Annotated in this window: 21 protein-coding genes and 1 riboswitch; of the genes, 11 read left to right on the top strand and 10 right to left on the bottom strand. The window is 70.9% G+C overall.

The features are described 5' to 3' along the window. The first annotated feature begins 113 nt into the window (after window positions 1–113). A complete protein-coding gene (locus tag ACIP5M_RS19005) occupies window positions 114–1,496 on the top strand; it encodes an L-serine ammonia-lyase (RefSeq protein ID WP_401198397.1) in 1,383 nt (460 codons plus the stop codon). A 78-nt stretch (window positions 1,497–1,574) separates the two neighbouring features. Here ACIP5M_RS19005 and ACIP5M_RS19000 read toward each other — a convergent pair whose 3' ends face one another. Next, window positions 1,575–2,102, bottom strand: coding sequence for a hypothetical protein (locus ACIP5M_RS19000; protein ID WP_401198395.1), 528 nt, complete (start codon window positions 2,100–2,102; stop codon window positions 1,575–1,577). A gap of 282 nt (window positions 2,103–2,384) precedes the next feature. Here ACIP5M_RS19000 and ACIP5M_RS18995 point away from each other — a divergent pair, with 282 nt between their 5' ends. Then, complete coding sequence (locus ACIP5M_RS18995) at window positions 2,385–2,909, top strand: hypothetical protein (protein ID WP_401198393.1); 525 nt, start codon at window positions 2,385–2,387, stop codon at window positions 2,907–2,909. 13 nt (window positions 2,910–2,922) lie between these two features. Here ACIP5M_RS18995 and ACIP5M_RS18990 read toward each other — a convergent pair whose 3' ends face one another. Continuing rightward, window positions 2,923–3,636: a flavodoxin family protein gene (locus ACIP5M_RS18990; RefSeq protein WP_401198552.1), complete on the bottom strand. Its 714-nt coding sequence runs from the start codon at window positions 3,634–3,636 to the stop codon at window positions 2,923–2,925. Window positions 3,637–3,896: 260 nt separating this feature from the next. Further along, window positions 3,897–4,092: riboswitch (cobalamin riboswitch) on the top strand. Between the two features lie 28 nt (window positions 4,093–4,120). Here ACIP5M_RS18990 and ACIP5M_RS18985 point away from each other — a divergent pair. The 5 genes from ACIP5M_RS18985 (at window position 4,121) to ACIP5M_RS18965 (ending at window position 7,494) form a co-directional block, all read left to right on the top strand. Further along, on the top strand, window positions 4,121–4,816 hold the full coding sequence (locus tag ACIP5M_RS18985; RefSeq protein WP_401198391.1) for an energy-coupling factor ABC transporter permease: 696 nt from the start codon (window positions 4,121–4,123) through the stop codon (window positions 4,814–4,816). Further along, entirely contained in the window at window positions 4,816–5,157 is a 342-nt protein-coding gene (locus ACIP5M_RS18980) for an energy-coupling factor ABC transporter substrate-binding protein (RefSeq protein WP_401198390.1), read from the top strand. The genes ACIP5M_RS18985 and ACIP5M_RS18980 overlap by 1 nt, the downstream gene beginning before the upstream one ends. Window positions 5,158–5,160: 3 nt before the next feature. Beyond that, complete coding sequence (gene cbiQ / locus ACIP5M_RS18975) at window positions 5,161–5,910, top strand: cobalt ECF transporter T component CbiQ (RefSeq protein WP_401198388.1); 750 nt, start codon at window positions 5,161–5,163, stop codon at window positions 5,908–5,910. Further along, the gene (locus ACIP5M_RS18970; RefSeq protein WP_401198386.1) at window positions 5,907–6,728 is read left to right on the top strand and encodes an energy-coupling factor ABC transporter ATP-binding protein; all 822 of its coding nucleotides are present in this window, start codon (window positions 5,907–5,909) and stop codon (window positions 6,726–6,728) included. Before cbiQ ends, ACIP5M_RS18970 begins: the two co-directional genes overlap by 4 nt. Before the next feature lie 223 nt (window positions 6,729–6,951). After that, the gene (locus ACIP5M_RS18965) at window positions 6,952–7,494 is read left to right on the top strand and encodes a PadR family transcriptional regulator (RefSeq protein WP_401198384.1); all 543 of its coding nucleotides are present in this window, start codon (window positions 6,952–6,954) and stop codon (window positions 7,492–7,494) included. Between the two features lie 67 nt (window positions 7,495–7,561). Here ACIP5M_RS18965 and ACIP5M_RS18960 read toward each other — a convergent pair whose 3' ends face one another. After that, the gene (locus ACIP5M_RS18960; protein WP_401198382.1) at window positions 7,562–7,774 is read right to left on the bottom strand and encodes an EF-hand domain-containing protein; all 213 of its coding nucleotides are present in this window, start codon (window positions 7,772–7,774) and stop codon (window positions 7,562–7,564) included. A 254-nt stretch (window positions 7,775–8,028) separates the two neighbouring features. On the opposite strand from ACIP5M_RS18960, the gene ACIP5M_RS18955 reads away from it, so the two are divergent. Together ACIP5M_RS18955 and ACIP5M_RS18950 are read left to right on the top strand one after the other, a co-directional pair. Next, entirely contained in the window at window positions 8,029–8,817 is a 789-nt protein-coding gene (locus ACIP5M_RS18955) for a tRNA-dependent cyclodipeptide synthase (RefSeq protein WP_401198380.1), read from the top strand. Continuing rightward, the gene (locus ACIP5M_RS18950) at window positions 8,798–10,036 is read left to right on the top strand and encodes a cytochrome P450 (protein WP_401198378.1); all 1,239 of its coding nucleotides are present in this window, start codon (window positions 8,798–8,800) and stop codon (window positions 10,034–10,036) included. Before ACIP5M_RS18955 ends, ACIP5M_RS18950 begins: the two co-directional genes overlap by 20 nt. 83 nt (window positions 10,037–10,119) lie before the next feature. Here ACIP5M_RS18950 and ACIP5M_RS18945 read toward each other — a convergent pair whose 3' ends face one another. The 6 genes from ACIP5M_RS18945 to ACIP5M_RS18920 form a co-directional block, all read right to left on the bottom strand. Beyond that, window positions 10,120–11,307: a YncE family protein gene (locus tag ACIP5M_RS18945; protein ID WP_401198376.1), complete on the bottom strand. Its 1,188-nt coding sequence runs from the start codon at window positions 11,305–11,307 to the stop codon at window positions 10,120–10,122. After that, window positions 11,304–12,101: a polysaccharide deacetylase family protein gene (locus ACIP5M_RS18940; protein WP_401198374.1), complete on the bottom strand. Its 798-nt coding sequence runs from the start codon at window positions 12,099–12,101 to the stop codon at window positions 11,304–11,306. Before ACIP5M_RS18940 ends, ACIP5M_RS18945 begins: the two co-directional genes overlap by 4 nt. A 417-nt stretch (window positions 12,102–12,518) precedes the next feature. Continuing rightward, window positions 12,519–13,031: an ATP-binding protein gene (locus ACIP5M_RS18935; RefSeq protein ID WP_401198372.1), complete on the bottom strand. Its 513-nt coding sequence runs from the start codon at window positions 13,029–13,031 to the stop codon at window positions 12,519–12,521. Between the two features lie 238 nt (window positions 13,032–13,269). Beyond that, window positions 13,270–14,040 carry an enoyl-CoA hydratase/isomerase family protein gene (locus ACIP5M_RS18930; protein ID WP_401198371.1) on the bottom strand — a complete coding sequence of 257 codons (771 nt, stop codon included), beginning with the start codon at window positions 14,038–14,040 and terminating at the stop codon, window positions 13,270–13,272. Window positions 14,041–14,127: 87 nt separating this feature from the next. Further along, window positions 14,128–15,366 carry an Ig-like domain-containing protein gene (locus ACIP5M_RS18925; RefSeq protein WP_401198369.1) on the bottom strand — a complete coding sequence of 413 codons (1,239 nt, stop codon included), beginning with the start codon at window positions 15,364–15,366 and terminating at the stop codon, window positions 14,128–14,130. 149 nt (window positions 15,367–15,515) lie between these two features. After that, the gene (locus tag ACIP5M_RS18920; protein WP_401198551.1) at window positions 15,516–16,736 is read right to left on the bottom strand and encodes an Ig-like domain-containing protein; all 1,221 of its coding nucleotides are present in this window, start codon (window positions 16,734–16,736) and stop codon (window positions 15,516–15,518) included. 180 nt (window positions 16,737–16,916) lie between these two features. Here ACIP5M_RS18920 and glgX point away from each other — a divergent pair, with 180 nt between their 5' ends. Together glgX and ACIP5M_RS18910 are read left to right on the top strand one after the other, a co-directional pair. Next, complete coding sequence (gene glgX, locus ACIP5M_RS18915; protein ID WP_401198367.1) at window positions 16,917–19,322, top strand: glycogen debranching protein GlgX; 2,406 nt, start codon at window positions 16,917–16,919, stop codon at window positions 19,320–19,322. 110 nt (window positions 19,323–19,432) lie between these two features. After that, entirely contained in the window at window positions 19,433–20,155 is a 723-nt protein-coding gene (locus ACIP5M_RS18910) for a CDP-alcohol phosphatidyltransferase family protein (RefSeq protein ID WP_401198365.1), read from the top strand. On the opposite strand, the gene ACIP5M_RS18905 is transcribed toward ACIP5M_RS18910, so the two are convergent. Beyond that, on the bottom strand, window positions 20,136–20,639 hold the full coding sequence (locus ACIP5M_RS18905) for an adenylyltransferase/cytidyltransferase family protein (protein ID WP_401198363.1): 504 nt from the start codon (window positions 20,637–20,639) through the stop codon (window positions 20,136–20,138). The two genes, ACIP5M_RS18910 and ACIP5M_RS18905, sit on opposite strands and share 20 nt — an antisense overlap. Window positions 20,640–20,654 lie beyond the last annotated feature (15 nt).

The raw sequence follows: 20,654 nt of genomic DNA, 5'->3' as shown, positions 1-20,654 counted from the left end.
ATTTCGCCGCGTTAAGCTCGTCTGTCGGACAAAATCCGCGCAATCCGCCCTACCCGGCACGATCCGCCTCTCCTGCCCCCTCCCACCCCACGAGCAGACAAGGGAGTCCGCCAGTGGCCATCTCCGTCTTCGACCTCTTCTCCATCGGCATCGGCCCGTCCTCCTCCCACACGGTCGGCCCGATGCGCGCGGCGCGCATGTTCGTCACGCGGCTGAAGAAGGACGGTGTCCTCGCCCAGACCGCGTCCGTCCGCGCGGAGCTGTTCGGCTCCCTCGGCGCGACCGGACACGGCCACGGCACCCCCAAGGCGGTGCTGCTCGGCCTGGAGGGCCACTCGCCCCGCACGGTGAACGTGGAGACGGCGGACGACGAGGTGGAACGCATCCGCAAGAGCGGCCGCCTGCGCCTGCTGGGCGCGGAGATAGGCGACGTCCACGAGATCGCCTTCGACGAGCCGAACCAGCTGATCCTGCACCGTCGCCGCTCGCTGCCGTACCACGCGAACGGCATGACGCTCTTCGCGTACGACGAGGCGGGCGCCCCGCTGCTGGAGAAGACCTACTACTCGGTCGGCGGCGGTTTCGTCGTCGACGAGGACGCGGTCGGCGAGGACCGGATCAAGCTCGACGACACGGTGCTGAAGTACCCCTTCCGCTCCGGTGACGAGATGCTGCGCCTGGCGAACGAGACCGGCCTGTCGATCTCCTCGCTGATGCTGGAGAACGAGAAGGCCTGGCGCACGGAGGAGGAGATCCGCGAGGGCCTCCTGGAGATCTGGCGGGTCATGCAGTCCTGCGTCTCCCGCGGCATGTCCCGGGAGGGGATCCTCCCCGGCGGCCTGCGCGTCAAGCGCCGGGCGGCCTCCACGGCGCGCCAGCTGCGCACCGAGGGCGACCCGATGATGCACCGCAGCGAGTGGACGACGATCTACGCGATGGCGGTCAACGAGGAGAACGCGGCGGGCGGCCGGGTCGTGACCGCCCCGACGAACGGCGCTGCGGGCGTCCTGCCGGCGGTGCTGCACTACTACGTGAACTTCGTGCCGGGCGCGGACGAGGACGGCGTGGTCCGCTTCCTCCTCGCCGCGGGCGCGATCGGCATGCTGTTCAAGGAGAACGCCTCGATCTCCGGCGCCGAGGTCGGCTGCCAGGGCGAGGTCGGCTCCGCCTGCTCGATGGCGGCCGGCGCCCTCGCCGAGGTGCTGGGCGGCACCCCGGAGCAGGTCGAGAACGCCGCGGAGATCGGCATGGAGCACAACCTCGGCCTGACCTGCGACCCGGTCGGCGGCCTGGTCCAGATCCCCTGCATCGAGCGCAACGGCATGGCGGCCGTCAAGGCCGTCACCGCCGCCAAGATGGCCATGCGCGGCGACGGCAGCCACAAGGTCTCCCTCGACAAGGTCATCAAGACCATGAAGGAGACCGGCGCCGACATGAAGGTGAAGTACAAGGAGACCGCCCGCGGCGGTCTCGCGGTCAACGTCATCGAGTGCTGACGCCGCTCGCGCGGTGGTCGTAGGCGGTGGTACTACGCGGGGGCCCGGCGCGCGCCGGGCCCCCGCCGCATCCCGGGGCTACTTCCGGAGCTCCTTGAGGCACGCCCTGGCGAAGCCGTCCACGGCCGCGTCCAGCGCCTTGAGGCTCTCGGGGGTGGGAGGGGTGTGCGCCTCGGCGGTCACGGTCACGTCGAACAGCAGGTTGCTGTCCCGGACGTGGAGCTCCCGTACCTGCCGCAGGTCGGCCGGCTTGTCGTAGCCGAACCGGAAGGCCTCCTTCCCGACCTTCTCCACGGGGACGAGACCGCTGTCCGCGATGTCCTTGCCGACGTTCTCCCGGTCCTTGGCGTGGATGTCCTTGGCGAAGTCGACGCTCTCGGTGAAGGCGAAGTCCAGCTCCACCTTCACGTTCTTCCACGTGGCCGGGCCCGTCTCGACGAGCGGCTGTACGCACGTGAACCCGGGCGCACCCCCTCCGGACCGCCCGGCGCGGTCCGCGACCTCCTGCCGCGCCCCGAGCGGATCCGCCAGCTTCCCGTACGGCATGTCGTTGCAGATCTCATCCGTGGCCACCCACGGGTAGCCGCCCTTCCCCTCCTGCGACACCTCCCGCTCCTCCCCGTCACCGCACCCGGCGACCGCCAGGGCGAGGACGAGGGCGCCCAGGACATGACGTGACGATCTGAGACGAGGCGTCTGCTCTCCCCTGTGGCACGGCCGCTTCCCACCCGCCCACACTGCCACCTCGACGGCGGCCCGTACCGGCGATCGCCCACTTCCCCCACCGCCCGCGGCCAACCCGTCCGCGCGGGGTGCAACCAACGGGTGTGCCGGGAATGTCCTAGATGGTGACACCAGTCCCCGTCTCTCGAGAATCGAGGGGACGTCATGAACCACCCACGCCGCCGGCAGGTCACCGCCCTGGCCACGGGCGTTCTGCTCACCGCCGGGATCGCGCTCGCCGCTCCGGCCGCCACGGCCGGCGCCACCGACAGCCGCGCCCGCACCACCCGGACCCCGCTCGTCGTCAATGCCCGCTGGGGCGGACACTGCACGTACGACCGGATCGTCATCGACCTGCGGGGACACGTTCCCCCGGTCACCGTCACCCCCGTCTCCCGGCTCGTCTACGACGGGTCCGGCAAGCCCGTCCCGCTCGCCGGGGCGTTCTTCCTGCAGATCCGCCTGCATCCCGCCGCCGCTCACGATGACGACGGCAGGAGCGTCTACCGCGGGCCGAAGCTCATCACGATCGATCTGCCCCGGCTCAAGGGTCTCGCCCTCACCGGCGACTTCGAGGGGTACGTCACCTTCGGCGCCGCCTTCGGGTCCAAGCCGGCCTTCAGCACCCACAAGCTGCACCACCCGGAGCGGTTCGTCCTGGACGTCGCGCACCGGAACGTCTGCTGCTGAGGGGCCGGACGGCTCAGCGGTGCTCGGGGTTGGGGAAGTCGAAACGGCAGCCGGCGTCCCACAGCGAGCGCTGGTTGCCGTGGGCCGGGATCCCGCCCGACCGCTTGAGGAGGGCGGCCAGGTGCATGAGGTTCCATGACATGAAGGTGGTGTTCCGGTTGGTGAAGTCGTTCTCGGGGCCGCCCGAGCCCGGGTCGAGGTAGGAGGGCCCGGGTCCGGCCTCGCCGATCCAGCCGGCGTCGGCCTGCGGCGGGATCGCGTAGCCGAGGTGCTGGAGGCTGTAGAGGACGTTCATGGCGCAGTGCTTGACGCCGTCCTCGTTGCCGGTGATCAGGGCGCCGCCGACGCGCCCGTAGTAGGCGTACTGGCCCTGCTCGTTCAGGAGCGAGGAGCAGGCGTAAAGCCGCTCGATGACCTGCTTCATCACGGAGCTGTTGTCGCCGAGCCAGATCGGGCCGCACAGCACGAGGATGTCGGCGTCCATGACCTGGCTGTAGAGGACGGGCCACTGGTCGCTCTCCCAGCCGTGCTCGGTCATGTCCGGCCAGACGCCCGTCGCGATGTCGTGGTCGACGGCGCGGATGAGCGAGGTCCGGACGCCGGCCGACTCCATGACCGCGCGGCTCCTGTCGATCAGCCCCTCGGTGTTGCTGGGCTCCGGCGAGCGCTTGAGCGTGCAGTTCACGTAGAGGGCGGTCAGGTCCGGGTACGAGTAGTCGGCAGCCACGCCCCCAGCCTGTGCGCGGCGGGGCCGCGCCGCCACCGGGCCGCGCCCGTACGGGTGCGCGTCTGCGGGCGCGCCCGTACGGAACAGCGCGGCGGTGCGCGACAGCCGGTTCCGGGCAGTCACGGACAGGGGGAACTCCCGCTCCGGAGGGGGCCGTTGGTGCCGAAGGCGGCACGGTGATTCCGCGGAGTGACCATTAAGTGGAATCCGGCCACCGTTCGGCGCGTTTGGGGCGGGTTGTTACCGGTCCGCGCGGCCGACTAGGGTCATCGGGCCTTGGTGTTCGGGAAACCGGTGGGAAACCGGTGCGGCCCTCGCCACTGTGATCGGGAAGTCCGGCTCCATTCTTGCGGGAAGCCACTGGGCCCGCGCGGGAGACCGCACGGCCCCGGGAAGGCGGAGTCCGGGCATCAAGACCCGTGAGCCAGGAGACCGGCCAGGGCGCGTCGTCCATCCACGAGGTGCTGGAGAGGTCTCCCCACTCATGCATATAGCCGAGGGCTTCCTGCCCCCCTTGCACGCGGTCGCCTGGGGCGCCGCGTCCGCTCCGTTCGTCGTCCACGGCGTGCGCGCCCTCACCCGCGAGGTGAAGGCCAATCCGGAGAGCACGCTGCTGCTCGGAGCGTCCGGGGCGTTCACTTTCGTACTGTCCGCGCTGAAGATCCCTTCCGTGACGGGCAGCTGTTCCCACCCCACCGGCACGGGGCTGGGGGCGATCCTCTTCCGGCCGCCGATCATGGCCGTCCTCGGCACCATCACCCTGCTCTTCCAGGCGCTGCTGCTGGCACACGGCGGGCTCACCACCCTGGGCGCCAACGTCTTCTCGATGGCGATCGCCGGCCCCTGGGCGGGCTACGGGATCTACCGGCTGCTGCGCAAGGCCGGTGTGCCGCTGCTGGTCACCGTGTTCTTCGGCGCCTTCTTCGCCGACCTGGTCACCTACTGCGTCACCTCCGTCCAGCTGGCGCTGGCCTTCCCCGACGCGGCCACCGGATTCACCGGCTCGCTCCTGAAGTTCGGCGAGATCTTCGCGCTCACCCAGATCCCGCTCGCGGTCAGCGAAGGCCTGCTGACCGTGCTCGTGATGCGGCTGCTGATGCAGTCGAGCAAGTCGGACCTGGTCCGGCTGGGCGTCGCCAAGCTCACCCCGGGTACGTCGAAGCAGGAGGCGACGGTCTGATGTCCAGGAACGCAAAGATCAACACCCTGCTGCTGCTCCTCGTCGCGGCGCTGGCCGTGCTCCCGCTCGCGCTGGGGCTGGGCGAGGGCAAGGAGGAGCCCTTCACCGGCGCCGACGGGCAGGCCGAATCGGCCATCACCGAGCTGAAGCCGGACTACGAGCCGTGGTTCTCGCCGCTGTACGAACCCCCCTCCGCGGAGATCGAGTCGGCGCTGTTCGCCCTCCAGGCGGCCCTGGGCGCGGGCGTGCTCGCGTACTACTTCGGCGTCCGCAGGGGCCGCCGCCAGGGCGCGGCGGCGGCAGCAGCGGCCGCCGCGGCGCCGTCCCCCGCGGAGTCGTAGGCGGTGCTGCCGATCGACGCGGCCGCCCACAGCAGCCGCTGGCGCCGCCGCCACCCGCTGGAGAAGGCCCTGCTGGGGATCGGGCTGACCGTCACCGCGGTGTGCCTGCCTCCGTGGCCGGGCGGGCCGCTGGTCGCCGCCGCCACCCTGGCCGTGCTCCTCGGGCCCGCCGGGGTGGCCGGGCGGCAGCTGTGGCGGGCCTTCCGGATCCCGCTCGGCTTCTGCTTCACCGGGGCGCTGCCGCTGCTGTTCGCGGTGGGCGGGCCCGACGGGTTCGTCGCACTGGCCCCCGACGGGCCCCGGCAGGCCGCGGAGCTGCTGCTGCGCACCTCGGCGGCCTCGCTGGGCGTGCTGCTGTTCGCCTTCACCACCCCCGTCTCGGACGTGCTGCCGCGGCTGGTCCGGGCGGGGGTGCCGGCCCCGGTGGTGGACGTGGCCCTGGTCATGTACCGGATCGGCTTCCTGCTGCTCGACTCCCTCGCCCGCGTACGCCAGGCGCAGGCGGCCCGCCTGGGCACCACCGGGCGGGCCGCGGCGTGGCGTTCGCTGGCCGGGCTCGCCGCGACCTCCTTCGTACGGGCCTTCGACCGCGCGGCCCGGCTCCAGACGGGCCTGGCCGGGCGCGGCTACGACGGCACGCTGCGGGTGCTCGTACCGGACGCGGCACTGTCCTGGCGGTTCCTGGCCACGTCCGGCGCGCTGCTGGCGGCCCTGGTGGCCGTGACCCTCGTACTGAAGGAGCTGTACCTGTGAGGCCGTTGGTGGAATTGGTGGGCGCGGGCTACGCGTACGAGGACGGGCCCGCCGTGCTGTCCGGGGTGGACTTCGGGATCGCCGAGGGCCGGGCGCTGGTCCTGCTGGGCCGCAACGGCAGCGGCAAGACCACGCTGATGCGGCTTCTGAGCGGGGGGCTGCGGCCGGGCTCGGGCGCGCTGCGCCTGGACGGGGAGGTGGTGGCCCACGACCGGGCCGGCCTGACCCGGCTGCGGACGGCGGTGCAGCTGGTGGTCCAGGACCCGGACGACCAGCTGTTCGCGGCCTCGGTGGAACAGGACGTGTCCTTCGGCCCCATGAACCTCGGCCTGCCGGTGGCGGAGGTCCGCGAGCGCGTGGAATCGGCCTTGTCGGCGCTGGACATTACGGCGCTGCGGGACCGGCCGACGCACCTGCTCTCCTACGGGCAGCGCAAGCGGGCGGCGATCGCGGGGGCGGTGGCGATGGCTCCGCGGGTGCTGATCCTGGACGAGCCGACGGCCGGGCTGGACCCCGACGGGCAGGAACGGCTGCTGGACGTGCTGGCCGGGCTGCGGTCGGCCGGGACCACGGTGGTGATGGCCACCCACGACGTGGAGCTGGCGGTCCGCTGGGCCGACGACGCGGCGGTCCTGACCCCGTCGGGCATCCGGACCGGGCCGGCTGGGTCCCTCCTCGCGGACCCCGAACTCCTGTCCTCGGCGGGCCTGCGCCAGGCGTGGGCCCCGGCGGTCACGTCCTTCCTCCGCACCCACGGCTTCCTCACCGCGAACGCCCCGGGCCCCCGAACCCCGGACTCCCTGACCACCTGGCGGTAACCGACCCCCGGGCCCCGGGCCCCGATGCGCGGAGCGCAATTCCAGCCCCGCCGGCGTTTGAGGCGCGGGGGTTCGGGGGCGGAGCCCCCGCCCGGGTCCGGGGCGGAGCCCCGGGGCGGGGGCCGGGGGCGGAGCCCCCGGTTTCGGGAAGGGGCGGGGTGGGGAAGCCCCCGCGCAGCGGCAGGCGGCAGGCGGCAGGGCCCCGCAAACCTAGGATGGCGGCATGTCCCTGCCGCACGCCATCCTCACCGCCCTGCTCGAGAAGCCCTCGTCCGGGCTGGAGCTGACCCGGCGGTTCGACAAGTCCATCGGATACTTCTGGTCCGCGACGCACCAGCAGATCTACCGCGAGCTCGGCCGCCTCGAAGACTCCGGCCTGATCCGCGCGCTCCCGACCGACGCCCCCGTCCGCGGGCAGAAGAAGGAGTACGAGGTCCTGCCCGCCGGCAGCGCGGAGCTGGCCCGGTGGGTCGGCGAGAGCCAGGACCCCAAGCCCATGCGCGACCCGCTGCTGCTGCGCATCCGGGCGGCCGGCGTCGTCGGGCCGCACGGCCTCGGGCCCGAACTGCGCCGCCACTTGGAGCTGCACCGGCGCCAGCTGGCCCAGTACGAGGCCATCGAGGAGAAGGACTTCCCGGCGGAACGGGACGCCGTCGAGGACCGGCTGCGGCGGCTCGTCCTGCACGGCGGGATCGCCCTGGAGACGTTCTGGCTGCACTGGCTGGAGGAGGCCCTCTCCGAAGTCGAGGACATGGAGGGCGCCTAGGCCGGTGTCCACCGCGCCGCGCCCCCGCCCCGGCAGGCCGTGGGGAGGGGGCGCGGCGGCGCGGGCGTTACTTGTTCAGGGAGGCCCAGAACTCGTCGAAGCTCAGCAGCTTGTCGCCGTTGGTGTCCTTGGCGGCGATCACGGCCTCCGCGACCGGGCCGGTGACCATCAGGTCGCCCATGGCGGCCATGGCCTCGCGGTACTCGTCGGCGGTGACGAAGCCGTCGCCGTCCTTGTCGAACCGCTCGAAGGTCGTCTTCGCGCTGTCGATGTCCGCCACTGGGTCCACCCCTTCTTGGTGCTTGTTGACCGGCTCAGGGTAGCGGCCTTCCCGGGCCACCCCCGCCTCGGGTCCCGTTCGAGCGGCAGACAGAAATTCAAATCACCTTTTCCGTCATGCGGAAGCGATAATTCCAGCCAACAAATCCAGCCCCCACTTGTCACGCTCCGGGAGCACGGCATAACGTACCGACATTGCCGCCACACCAGGAGCGCAGGGCTCCCAGGGACAAGCGGCAACAAGGGCGATCACAGGTGACGATCACAGCTGATACATCATTCGAAGTTCTGCCCTTCACCCGCACTTGCCGCCATATCTGGGAAGACGGCGACCATGTGCTCATCGGAGTGAGTCCTGGAAACAGTTACTTCAGCTCCGAGCGCATCACCAGTCTCGCCCAGTGGGCCACGACCCGCTTCGCGCAGGTCGACTTCGTCTACGCGGACCTCCACGTGGACCGGATGTTCGCCGCTTTCGGCTACACCCGGGAGCACGCGGAGAAGCGTGCGACGAAGGAGATCAAGGCGGTCCGGCGTCGCATACTCAAGGGTGTGGATGAATCAGGACCACCACAGGCCGAGATCCGGGTGAGGGCACTTTCGGAGTTCCAATCGAACCCCGTTTACCAACTACTGCACCGGCGCGTTCTGCATTTCCTGGAGACCGACGACGAATTCCGCAAGGGCTGCGAGAAGATGGCCTTGCACTTTGTCGGCTCCAAGTTGCCGGAAGGTGAATCCATCACAGACGAACAGTTGCAGGTCTGTTTCGATTACATGGCGGCCGAGCTGCCGTTCTTCGTGGACACCCCGAGCATTCTGGACGTGCCGTCGTCGGTGGCGGCCTACCACGTGAAGATGCCGCTGACAGATGTCCTCTACGCGCGCGGCGGGGGTCTGCGCGCGACCCGCAACCAGGCGTACGCCGTCGTCCGGCCCGAGGCCGCCGAGCGGCCCGCCGGCGGCGAGGGCTCCGGGAAGAACACGAACACCGTGAACCACGCACCAACCGAAGGGATCGTCGATGAGCGTCGAGCAGCTTGAGGGCCGGGGGCAACAGGAGCAGCCGCTCCTCGACTTCCCGCTCTCGCGGCGCGGTGACGTGCTTCCGGAGGAGTGCACGTGGCTCCGCGAGAAGGCTCCGGTGGCCAGGGTCCGGACCCTCACCGGTGACCAGGCGTGGCTGGTGAGCAGTTACACGCTGGCCAAGCAGGTGCTGGAGGACGAGCGGTTCAGCCTGAAGGACACGGCGAACGCCGGCGTTCCGCGCCAGTACGCGCTGACGATCCCGCCCGAGGTCGTCAACAACATGGGCAACATCAACAGCGCGGGCCTGCGCAACGCCGTGATGAAGGCGCTCAACCCGCGCCAGAAGGGGCTCCAGGACTGGCTGCGCGCCAAGGCCGGCGAGCTCGTCGACCAGCTGATCGCCGAGGGCGGTCCGGCCGACCTCCGGGCCGGCTTCGCCGACCCCTTCTCGGCGGCCCTGCACTGTCAGGTGCTCGGCGTCCCCTTCGAGGACTGGCGCCGGCTGATGTCGGGGCTGGACGTCGCGTTCATGACGGCGCGCGAGCCGTTCGCCGACTCGGCACTCAACTGGTACAAGGACGTGGGCTACTTCGTCGAGCAGCTGAACGTCCAGCTCGCACTGCCCGCCGAGGAGCGTACGGGGCTCCTCGGCAGGTTCGCCGAGCTGAAGGAGGCGGACCCGGAGTCGGCGCACCTGACCGACGACATGTTCGCGACGGTCGCCGTCTCGCTCTTCGGGGCGGGTGCGGTCTCCACCTCCGCGTTCCTGGTCCTCGCGGTCCTGGCGCTGCTCCAGCGGCCCGAGCTCATCGGCTACCTGCGCGAGCACCCCGAGCGCATGGGGAAGGCGGTCGACGAGCTGTTGCGCTGGAACCTGTCCGTCGGCGACGGCCTGCCGCGCATCGCGCTGGCGGACATCCAGGTCGGTGACGTGCTGGTGAAGGAGGGCGAGCTGGTGCTCGTGCTCCTGGAGGGCGCCAACTTCGACCCGGAGGCCTTCGAGAACCCGGAGGAGCTCGACCTGGAGCGGGAGAGCTCCCACGCCCACCTCGCCTTCGGAGCGGGCCGGCACTTCTGCCCGGCCTCCGCCCTGGGCCGCGCCCACGCCGAGATCGCGCTGGAGGTGCTGGTGGAGCGGCTGGCCGGGCTCCGCCTCGCCGTGCCGGCGGAGAACCTGGTGTGGCGTACGGGCTTCATCAAGCGACTGCCGGAACGGCTTCCGGTCGCCTGGTGATACGGCGGCGGTGCCACGGGGGCTGTGCGGGCTCCCGTGTCACCGCCGCTCTCGTGCCCGGCGCCCGTCCTCGGCGCCCGTGCTCAGCGGAAGATGCCGGTGTGGCCCAGCGAGTAGCGGCCCGGCTGCGGGTAGACGGCGAGTCCGTGCGGTCCGCCGCCCACCGGGATCCGGGCGAGCTGCTCGCCGGTGACGGTGTCGATCGCGTAGACCTCGGAGTTGTAGCGGCCCGAGAGCCACAGCACCTTGCCGTCGGCGGAGACGCCACCCATGTCGGGGCTGCCACCGTCGGGCAGCTCCCACTTCTTGGTGAGCTTGTTCTTCGGGAAGTCGAAGACGGAGATGGTGCCCTCGCCGCGGTTGGAGACGTACATCTCCTTGGAGTCACGGCTCACGTACAGGCCGTGGCAGCCCTTGCCGGTGGGCAGCAGCTTGGGGGTCTCGAACTTGTCCCCGCTCAGCACCCACATGCCGTGCGCCATCATGTCCGCGACGTAGAAGGTCTTTCCGTCCGGGGAGACCTTGACGTCCTGCGGCATCGCGCCCTCGAACGGCAGTTTCTGCTGGCCGATGACCTCCATCTTCTCCGTGTCGACCTTGAGGAGTTCACCGGAGAACTCACAACTCACGATGAAGTAGCGGCCGTCGGCGGAGAAGTCCGCGTGATTGACGCCATAACAGGTCACTGGGACGGTTTTCACGCGGTCCATCGTGTGCGGATCGCGGAAGACCAGCTCTTTGTCCATCGAGGCCATGACGACCGCGTACTTGCCGTTCGGCGTGAAGTACAGGTTGTACGGGTCGTGCACCTCGACCGGCTTTCCGGCTTCGCCGGTGGCCGGGTTGATCGGGGTGAGCGTGTGGCCGCGGTTGTTGTTGACCCACAGGGTCTTGAGGTCCCAGGACGGCACCACGTGCTGGGGCTGGACGCCGACCGGGATCGTGTCGATGACCTGGTAGGTGGCCGGGTCGATGACGGACACCGTGTTGGAGTTGGTGTTGGGCACGTAGACGCGCGAGGGGAAGTCCTTGACCACCGGGGAGAGCTTGTTCGGGCGGTCCGCCGCGTAGACGTCGTGGGGGTCGAGCAGCGGGGGCATGCCCGCCAGGCCGGGCGGGACGGCCGGAACGGCCTTGGCGGGCCTGGCCGGACCCTTGGTTCCGAGCGCCTCGGCGGGTCCCTTGTCGGCCGATCCGCAGCCGGCCAGGGCGGCGAGGACCAGACCGGCCAGCAGCACGGTGGCCTTCCGGGGAAGGCGGGTGGTCTTCATGGCGTCAGCAGCTCCGTGGTGGTCACCGCGCGCAGGTTGCGGCGCGCGAGTTCTTCGAGGAGGGGCGGCATCGCGTCGACCGTGTCCGCGTAGCCGAAATGCAGGCTCACCACCGATCCGCGCTGGATCGTCCCGGTGACGGTGCGGATGACGGCCGCGGCGCCGGGCGAGGTGAAGTCGAGGGAGTCCACGTCGTACGAGAGGACGTGCGGGTAGCCCGCCCGCTGCGCCAGTTTCCGGACGAGCGGGGTCGCGTACTGGGTCTGCGAGGGCCGGAACCAGGTGCCGATCGAGCCGGTGAGCCGCTTGAGCCGCTGCGCGCAGCCGGTGATCTCGGCGTACGCCTGTGCCTCGGGCATGGTGTTGATCGCGAGGTGGCGGTGGGTGTGGTTGCCGAGCTCGTGGCCGCCGTCGAGGATCCGGCGGGCCATCTCGGGGTGGGCGTCGAGCCAGCTGCCGATGGCCAGTACGGTCACCCGCGCGCCCGCTCTTTCGGCCTCGGCCAGCACCGCCCGGGCGATGGCGGGTTCCCCGTTGCCGTGGAAGGTGAGGGCGACCCGGGGTCGGTCGCGCGGGCCGTGGCCGATCTCCACGGGCTGGCCGGCGAACCGGCGCGGGGCGGCCGGGGCCGCCTGCGCCGGGCGGGCCGGCTTGGCCGGCCCCGGGGGCGGGGCGGTGGGCGCGGTGGCGGGGCGGCCCGATCCGCACGCGGCGGTGAGACCGGCCGTGGCGGCGCCGGCCACGGCGAGACCGGCCGCGCGCAGGGCCGCGCGGCGGCCTGGATGTGAGAGCACCTGCCCATTTAAGGGCCGATAGGCCCGGAAGGTAATGATTGACCCAATTCAGGACGTCCGTCGATCAGGTCCGGCAGAGCGTGCGTCCGCTATCTGATCAACGATTTACGCTGAGCGGTCGATATTTATTCATGGATTACGAGGTGAGTGGCTCACCTCACCTAGGATTTAGCGAGAAACTCTTACTATTTGCCCACTTATGTCCGAGTCGGGACTTTTGGCGTTTGAGCCCTCGTCTGCCATAGTCGGAACCACGGCTTCCCCATTGACCCGAGCGAAGTCGCCCGCCGAGGATCACACACCCCTTTTGATCCTCGGCACATCCATGAAGCCCCCGCACCGCCCCACCACGGCGCCCCGGGGGCTTCAGGCATGTCCGGCACGATCAGGGCCGGTTCGGCACGGGCGCGGCGGCGCTCAGCCGCCCTGTCGGTCCGCGACCCGCATCTCGAACCAGGTGATCTTCCCGCGCGGCAGCAGGTCTGCACCCCAGCGGTCGGAGAGCTTGTCGACGAGGAAGAGCCCCCGGCCGGTGGTGTCCATCTCGTGGACCGGCATCAGGCACGGCAGCCCGCGCGAGGGATCGCGCACCTCGACCCGGATCCAGCCGCGCCGCCGCAGCATCCGTAAGCCGAAGGAGCGGGCCCCGGTGTGCCGGACCGCGTTGCCGACGAGTTCGGAGACCAGCAGGACGGCGTGTTCGGCGATCTGCGGCGAAAGGCCCCACAGGCGGACCACCACGCACTGGGTGAGCCTGCGGGCGGTTCCGGCCGACTCGGGCAGGGACGGCAGCGTCACTTCCGCCTCGGCCGGATTCCCGTACTCCTCCAGCGCCTTGAGACCCTGTTCGTCCTCAAGAGCCGCCGTGTGCCGTACGGCCGAAGCGCCGCTGCGCTGCCGCGGCTGTTCCACACCCTCCAGGCCCGCCATGCACCCATCATGGACGGCCCGGGCGCCCCTCCGGGCCGTTCCCCGGGAAAACACCCTCCGGGATCACGCATTCCCGGAGGGTGTCCTGTCATATGCACAGGGCAAGCAGAGGGTGGGTATACCGCTGGTGACCTGCGGTGACGTTGTGCGCTGCGGTGATCACCGTGAGTGGATCACGGTTTCTGCTTAATCCTCACTTAAGGCCTGGCTAATCCACCCTCAGGGAGGACGGAGACACCTACGGGACGAACTTGGCCTTGCCGGGGCCCTCTTCGACGAAGCTGCGCATGCCGCGCTCCCGGTCCTCGGTGGCGAACAGCCCCGCGAACCAGTTGCGTTCGATGGTGAGGCCGGTGTCGATGTCGGCCTCCAGGCCCGCGTCCACGCACTCCTTGGCGGCCCGCAGCGCCATCGCCGGCCCCTGCGCCAGCCTGGCGGCCCAGGCGTGCGCCTGCTCGTACACCTCGGCGGCCGGAACGACGCGGTCCACCAGGCCCAGGGCGAGCGCCTCGTCGGCCTTGACCATGCGCCCGGTGAAGATCAGGTCCTTGGCCTTGGAGGGGCCGATCAGCCGGGACAGCCGCTGGGTGCCGCCGGCGCCCGGGATCAGGCCGAGCAGGATCTCGGGCTGGCCGAGCTTCGCGTTGTCGGCGGCGATCCGGTAGTCGGCGCACAGTGCGAGCTCGCAACCACCGCCCAGCGCGTAGCCGGTGACCGCCGCGACGACGGGCTTCGGGATGCGGGCCACGGCGGTGAAGGAGTCCTGGAGGGCGCGGGACCGGGCGACCATCGCCGCGTGGTCCATCACCTGCATCTCCTTGATGTCCGCGCCCGCCGCGAACACCTTCTCGCCGCCGTAGAGGACGACCGCGCGGACTTCTGCCCGGTCGGCCGCCTCCACCGCGAGCTCGCGCAGCCGGTCCTGGGTGGCGATGTCCAGGGCGTTCATGGGCGGCCGGTCCAGGCGGATGGTGCCGACGCCTTCGGAGACTTCGAGAGAGAGGGTCATACGGGCCAGGTTAGTGGCGGTTAACGCCGCGTGGCTCGGTGCTGTGTGTCACAGCACCGAGCCACGGGGTTTACCTGCGGGAGGGGATTACTTGATCCACTCCGCCCAGTCCATGTTCCAGCCGTTGAGGCCGTTGTCCGGGGCGATCTGCTTGTCCTTGGAGTTCTTCACGATGACGACGTCACCGATGAGGGACTCGTTGAAGAACCAGGCGGCGGGCTGGTTTCCGTCACCGGCGCCGCGGACGTCCTTGAGACCGACACAGCCGTGGCTGACGTTCTCCGAGCCGAACGTGCCGGAGGAGGCCCAGTAGTTGCCGTGGACGAAGGTGCCCGAGTTCGACAGCCGCATGGCGTGCGGGACGTCGGAGATGTCGTACTCGCCGCCGAAGCCGACGGTCGCGCCGTTCATCCGCGTGACCTTGTACTTCTCGCTGATGACCATCTGGCCGTTGTACGTCGTCGTCGACGGCGCGCCCGCGGTGATCGGCAGGTTCTTGAGCACCTGGCCGTCGCGGACGACCTCCATGGTGTGCGCGCTCGCGTCGACCGTGGAGACCTGGGAGCGGCCGATGGTGAAGGTGACCGTACGGGTCTGCTTGCCGTAGACGCCGGGGCGGCCCTCGACCCCGTCGAGGGCGAGCTTCACGGTGACCTTGGTGCCCGCGGCCCAGTACTTCTCCGGGCGGAAGTCGAGGCGGTCGTTGCCGAACCAGTGGCCCTCGACGGGGACGGACGGCTCGGCCGTCACCGTGATGGCCTTCTCCACGGCCTCGGGGTTGGTGATCCCGCGGCTGAAGTTGATCGAGACCGGCATGCCCACGCCGACGGTCTCGCCGTCCTCGGGCGTGTAGTGGCCCACGAAGGTGTTCTGCGGGGTGAGCGTGGTGAAGGTGGTGTCCTTGGCGGACTCCCGGCCGGCCTCGTCCTTGGCGACCGCGTGCACCTTGTACTCGGTGGCGGAGGCCAGATGGCGGTCCGGCTCCCAGCTCGCGCCGTCGGCGCCGATCTTGCCCTCGACCGCGTTGCCCTTGGTGTCGGCGACGGTCACCGTGGTGAGCTTGCCGCCGGTGCTAGTGATCTTCAGGATGCCGCTGGTGGCGACTTCCTTGGCCCCGTCGTCGGGCTTGATGTTGACCACGGCCTTCGACGCCTCGGTGCCGGTCTTGCCGCCGCCCCCGCCGTTGTCACCGCTGCCACTGCTGTTGCCTCCTCCGCCACCGCTGCACGCGGTGGTCAGCAGCAGGGCCGCCCCCAGCAGAAGGGCCGGCAGGCCGGTGCGGGCTCGGCCGCGTATCGGCTGCAGGTTCACTCGTGTTCTCCCCATGTCCCCCGCGCGCGGGCAGTCGCGCGCTTGTCGACAGGTAATCACATGGGGAGACTACGAAAAGGCACGGTCTTGTCACTGTTCCGTCCCAAGTGCCGGATCGGTCGGGTCCGGACGGCCGGCGGCCCGTCCGGAGCGACCGGACCGGCTCAGGCGATGGCGGAGCCCGCGACCCAGTCGGCCCAGGACATGTTCCAGCCGCCCAGGCCGTTGTTGGGGGCCACCGTCTTGTCCTGCGAGTTGACGACCTCCACCACGTCACCGACCAGAGTCCGGTCGAAGAACCAGCCGGCCGGGGTGTCCGAGCCGCCGCCCTTGTCGTCGCGCAGGCCCACGCACCCGTGGCTCATGTTGCTCTTGCCGAAGGTGTCGGGGCTGAGCCAGTAGTTCCCGTGGAGGAAGGTCCCGGAGGAGGTGAGCCGCATGGCGTGCGGGACGTCGGGGATGTCGTACTCGCCGCCGAAACCGACGGTCTGGCCGTTCATCCGGGTGACGTCGAACATCTCCATCACCACCATCTTCCCGTTGTAGGTGGTGGTCTTGGGGGCTCCGGCGCTGATCGGCACGGTCGACAGCAGTTCCCCGTCCCTGCGGACCTCCATGGTGTGCGCGGCGGCGTCCACGGTGGAGATCTGGGAGCGCCCGACGGTGAAGGTGACCGTCTTGGCCTGGATGCCGTAGGAGCCGGGGGCGCCCTCGACGTCGCGGAGGTTCACCTTCACCGTGACCTCGGTGCCGGGCTTCCAGTACGCCTTGGGCCGGAAGTCGAGCCGCTCCCCGCCGAACCAGTGGCCGACCACCTGCACGGGCGGGTCGGACGTCACGGTGATGGCCCGCTCCACTTCGGCGCGGCGCGTGATGGCCCGGCTGAAGTTGAAGGAGATGATCATGCCGGTGCCGACGGTGGACCGGTGCTCGGGCTTGAAGTAGCCGATGAACCGCTCCTCGGGGACGTAGGTGGTGAAGGTGGTGTGCCGGGCCTGGCGGCGGTTGTGCCCGTCGAGGGCGACCGCGTCCACGGTGTACTTGGCCGCCAGGGCGAGCCGGCCGGCCGATTCGTCGGGGCTCCAGCTCAGCCCGTCCTCGGCGATGGCGCCGGGGACCTGCTCCTCCTGCGCGTCCTCCACCTTGGTGACCACGACCCGCTCCAGCCGGCCCTCGGGCACGGTGACCATGAGCCGCCCGTCGGCCGGGACCCCCTTCGCGTTGTCGTCGGGGGTGATCCGGATGGCCTCGTCCGGTGAACGGGGTTTGCCCGGGAGCTCGATCTCGACCGGCGACCGGCCGTCCCCGGTGCATCCCGCCAGGCCGCCGAGCAGGGCCGCCCACGCCGCCACGGCGGCCAAGCCCGCCCCTGCCCGCCTCGTCAGAAGTGTCACGATCCCTCCAACGACGGGGGCCCTCCGGGGGAAACGTGAGCGGGACGCACGTTCCGGGGAGAACAGTCCGGGCAGAACACTGGGAAGGACCAGACGGGGACGGGCCCGGGCCGGGACGCCGGGGCCGCACTCCCCTCCCCCGCAGGTACCCAGGAGCCGTGGAGGCGGGCAGTGTCGAGCGCAGCCGAGCAGGAAGAGGCGGTGGAAGCCGTCGGGAACGCCGGGCACGCCGCCGGCGTGGTGCGGAGCGGTCTGGCCGCGCCCGTGCCGCAGACCGACGACCGGCCCCGCGGCCGGCCGGACGGCCCACCGGACGGCAGGCCCGACGGGCAGCCGAACGGGCAGCCGAACGGCCAGGCCAGAGGGCAGTTCCCGCGTGTCTCCGTGCGCCCGGGGCCACCGGTGTGGCCGGGATCCTCGCACCCCCTCGGGGCGCGGTTCCGCCCGGGCGACGGAGCCGAGGGGACGGCGGGCACCAACTTCGCTCTGTGGGCGCAGGGTGCCGAGGCGGTGGAGCTGTGCCTCTTCGACGGGGACGGCCCCCACGCCACCGAGACCCGCTGCTCCCTGACGGAGCTCACGCACGAGATCTGGCACGGCTTCGTGCCCGGCGTGCGCCCCGGGCAGCGCTACGGGTTCCGGGTCCACGGACGCTGGGATCCCTGGACGGGCGTGCGCCACAATCCGGCCAAACTGCTCCTGGACCCGTACGCACGGGCCGTGGACGGGGACTTCACCCTGCCGCCGGAGGTCTACGGGCACGTCCGCGACTGGCCGCAGCAGTACATCGCCGACACCGTGCGCGACGACCGGGACTCGGCGCCCTTCGTCCCCAAGGGCGTCGTGGTCCACGACGACGACGACTGGGCGGACGACGTCCGGCCGAAGACCCCGTGGGCCGATTCGGTGATCTACGAGCTGCACGTGCGCGGCTTCACGATGCGCCATCCCGGTATTCCCGAGGAGCTGCGCGGCACCTACGCGGGCCTCGCCCACCCGGCTGCGATCGAGCACCTGACGCGGCTGGGCGTGACGGCGGTCGAGCTGCTGCCGGTGCACCAGTTCGCGCACGAGGACCACCTGCTGCGCCGGGGACTGCGCAACTACTGGGGCTACAACTCGGTCGGCTACTTCGCCCCGCACGCGGGCTACTCGGCGAGCGGTACGGCCGGGCAGCAGGTCGGGGAGTTCAAGCGGATGGTGCGCGCCCTGCACGCGGCCGGGATCGAGGTGATCCTCGACGTGGTCTACAACCACACCGCCGAGGCGGGCGAGCTCGGGCCGACGCTGTCGCTGCGCGGGATCGACAACCGGGGCTACTACCGGCTCCAGTCGGACCAGCGCCGCTACGCCGACTACACGGGCTGCGGGAACACCCTGCACGCGGGGCGCCCGCACGTGCTGCGCCTGATCACGGACTCCCTGCGCTACTGGGTGACCGAGATGGGGGTGGACGGATTCCGCTTCGACCTGGCGGCGGCGCTGGCCCGCTCGATGCACGACGTGGACATGCTGTCGCCGTTCCTCGCGGTCATCGCCCAGGACCCGGTGCTGCGGCGGGTCAAGCTGATCGCGGAACCCTGGGACGTGGGCTCGGGCGGCTACCAGGTCGGGGCCTTCCCGCCGCTGTGGACGGAGTGGAACGACCGGTACCGCGATGCCGTACGGGACTTCTGGCGGGGCGCGCTGCCCGACGTACGGGACCTCGGGTACCGGCTGTCCGGTTCGAGCGACCTGTACGCGTGGGGCGGGCGGCGGCCGTACGCCTCGGTGAACTTCGTGACGGCGCACGACGGTTTCACGCTGCGGGACCTCGTGTCGTACGAGCGCAAGCACAACGAGGCGAACGGCGAGGCGGGCCGGGACGGGACGAACGACAACCGGTCGTGGAACTGCGGGGCGGAGGGCGAGAGCGACGATCCGCGGATCGGCGTCCTGCGGCGCCGCCAGCTGCGCAACCTGCTCACCACCCTGCTGCTGTCGACGGGGGTGCCGATGCTGGTCGCGGGCGACGAGTTCGGGCGCACGCAGGGCGGCAACAACAACGCGTACTGCCAGGACAACGAGACGGGCTGGGTGGACTGGTCGCTGCTGGAGGATCCGGCCTGGCGGGAGCAGTTCGCCCTGGTCTCCCGGCTGATCTCGCTGCGCCGGGCCCATCCGGTGCTGCGGCGGCGGGCGTTCTTCTCGGGGCGGCCGCAGGGGGCGGACGGGCTGCGGGACCTGGCCTGGTTCACCGCGGCGGGCGCGGAGATGACGGAGCGGGACTGGTACGCGCCGTCCGCCACGCTCGGCATGTACCTGTCCGGGCGGGACATTCCGGGCCGTGACGAGCGGGGCCGGCAGGTGACGGACGACAGCTTCCTGGCCGTGCTGCACACCGGGGACCGGCCGGCGGCGTGGGTGCTGCCGGGGGCGCCGTGGGCGGCGGAGTACGAACTGGTCCTGGACACCTCGCGGGAGGACCAGGCCGCGGCCCCGGGCACCCGGCACCGCGGCGGGGAGACGCTGACGGTCCCGGCGCGGTCGGTGGTGCTGCTGCGGGTGGTGCCGGCCCCGGGCGGCTCCCGGACGTAAGTCCCTCCCGGACACGAGGCCGGAGCCCGAGCGGACGTCGGCGTGCGCCCTGCGATGATGTGGCCTTCCTCCGAACACACGAGCACACGAACACACGAACAGGGGCACGCATGGCGAGTGTCGGTACGGCGCTGCGGGAGCTGCGCGGCGCGCAGAAATCGGCGAAGGGCGTGTCGCTCTACTCCCGGTTCGTCAACCGGCCGGCCGGGCGGGTCCTGGCCGCCGGGTCGTACGCGCTCGGGCTCACACCGAACCAGGTGACGCTGATCAGCGCCGCGTTCAGCCTCGCCGCGGCGGCCGCGGTCGCGCTGGCCGCGCCCTCGTGGGGGCTGGGTATCGCCGTCTGGGCCGCGCTCGCCCTCGGCTTCGCCTTCGACTCCGCCGACGGGCAGCTGGCCCGGCTGCGCGGGGGCGGCAGCGCGGCGGGCGAGTGGCTCGACCACGTCGTGGACTGCGCCAAGCTGACCGCGCTGCACGCCTGCGTGCTGATCGCCTTCTACCGCTTCCCGGCCGAGTACGGGACGGAAGCCGACGGCTGGCTGCTGGTGCCCCTCGGCTTCCAGCTGGCCGCCGTCGTGACCTACTTCGGCGGGCTGCTGACCGAGAAGCTCAAGCCGAAGGCCGCCCCCGGGAGCCCGGCGGAGGCGCCCTCGACCGTACGCGCGGTGGCGCTGCTCCCCGTGGACTACGGGGTGTTCTGCGTGGTGTTCCTGCTGCTCGGCGGCGGGGAGCTGTTCCGCTGGGCGTACACCGGCTTCGGGGTGGCCGCCGCCCTGTTCCTGGCGGCGTTCCTCACGAAGTGGTTCCGGGAGCTCAGCGCCGTTCCGCGGTGAGCGGCCCGTCCGGCGCGGCGGCCGGTTCGGCGAGCGCGTCCAGCGCCCTGCGCAGCTGGGTGCTGGACGTGTGCACGGTATAGGGGAAGTACACGACGTCGACCCCGTGGGCGGCGAAGTCCTTCTCCAGCTTGTCGCCCTTGGGGGTCCCCCGCCAGTCGTCGCCCTTGAAGATGACGTCGAAGCGGACCTGCCGCCAGGTCTCCACCTTGTCGGGGACCGTCTCGACGAAGGCGGCGTCGACGTACTTGACGCTGCGCACGATTTCGAGGCGCTCGACGAGCGGGATCATCGGGCGGCGCCCCTTGGCGAGTTCGGCCATCTCGTCCGAGACCACTCCGGCCACCAGGTAGTCGCACTGACTGCGGGCGTGGCGAAGGATATTGAGATGCCCGATATGGAAGAGATCGTACGCTCCCGGCGCGTAGCCGATTCTGTACGCCCGTTGTGCTCCCGGCCGCGCGGGCGCGCCAAGGTCGGACATGTCCCGCTCCGTCAT

Source organism: Streptomyces sp. NPDC088762 (genome assembly GCF_044750905.1).
Taxonomy (GTDB): Bacteria; Actinomycetota; Actinomycetes; order Streptomycetales; family Streptomycetaceae; genus Streptomyces.
Note: the sequence above shows the minus strand (reverse complement) of the source record. Positions and strands in the feature narration are given on the sequence as shown.